Raw genomic sequence first — 509 nt, forward strand, 5'->3', positions numbered from 1 at the left:
CTCGACGCGCATCATCATTTCTGGGACCTGTCAGACGGCACGTTTCCCTGGCTCACCAACGAATACGACGACACGTTCTTCCTTGGTGACTATCGCCGCATGTGCAGCGACTTTTTGCCGGAGCAATACCGCCGCGCGACTGCCGGGTTCGACGTGATCGGCACAGTACACGTCGAGGCCGAGCGTTCGCGCAAGGAACAGGTGCGCGAAACCGAATGGCTCACGCAACTGAACGCGAAGACCGGTCTGCCAAGCGCGATCGTCGGGCACGTGTATTTCGTGCAGCCGGACTGCGCGGAGATTCTCGCCGGCCACGCGAAAAGCCCGCTCGTGCGGGGCGTGCGCTCGAAGCCGGAGATCTCGGCAGGGCCGGGCCATTCGTTGCGCGGCCAGCGCGGCACGATGCAGGACGATGCGTGGCTGCGCGGGCTTGCATTGCTCGACGACTACGGCTTTTCGTGGGATCTGCGCGTGCCCTACTGGCATTTGGAGGAAGCGGCGGACGTCGC

1 protein-coding gene is annotated in these 509 nt (G+C 64.0%); it reads left to right on the top strand.

What is annotated here, in order from left to right; all coding sequences use genetic code 11:
- The coding region (locus AWB81_RS46355) for an amidohydrolase family protein (RefSeq protein ID WP_374730562.1) at window positions 1-509 on the top strand (509 nt) is incomplete at both ends.

Source organism: Caballeronia arationis, assembly GCF_001544975.2.
Taxonomy (GTDB): Bacteria; Pseudomonadota; Gammaproteobacteria; order Burkholderiales; family Burkholderiaceae; genus Caballeronia; species Caballeronia arationis.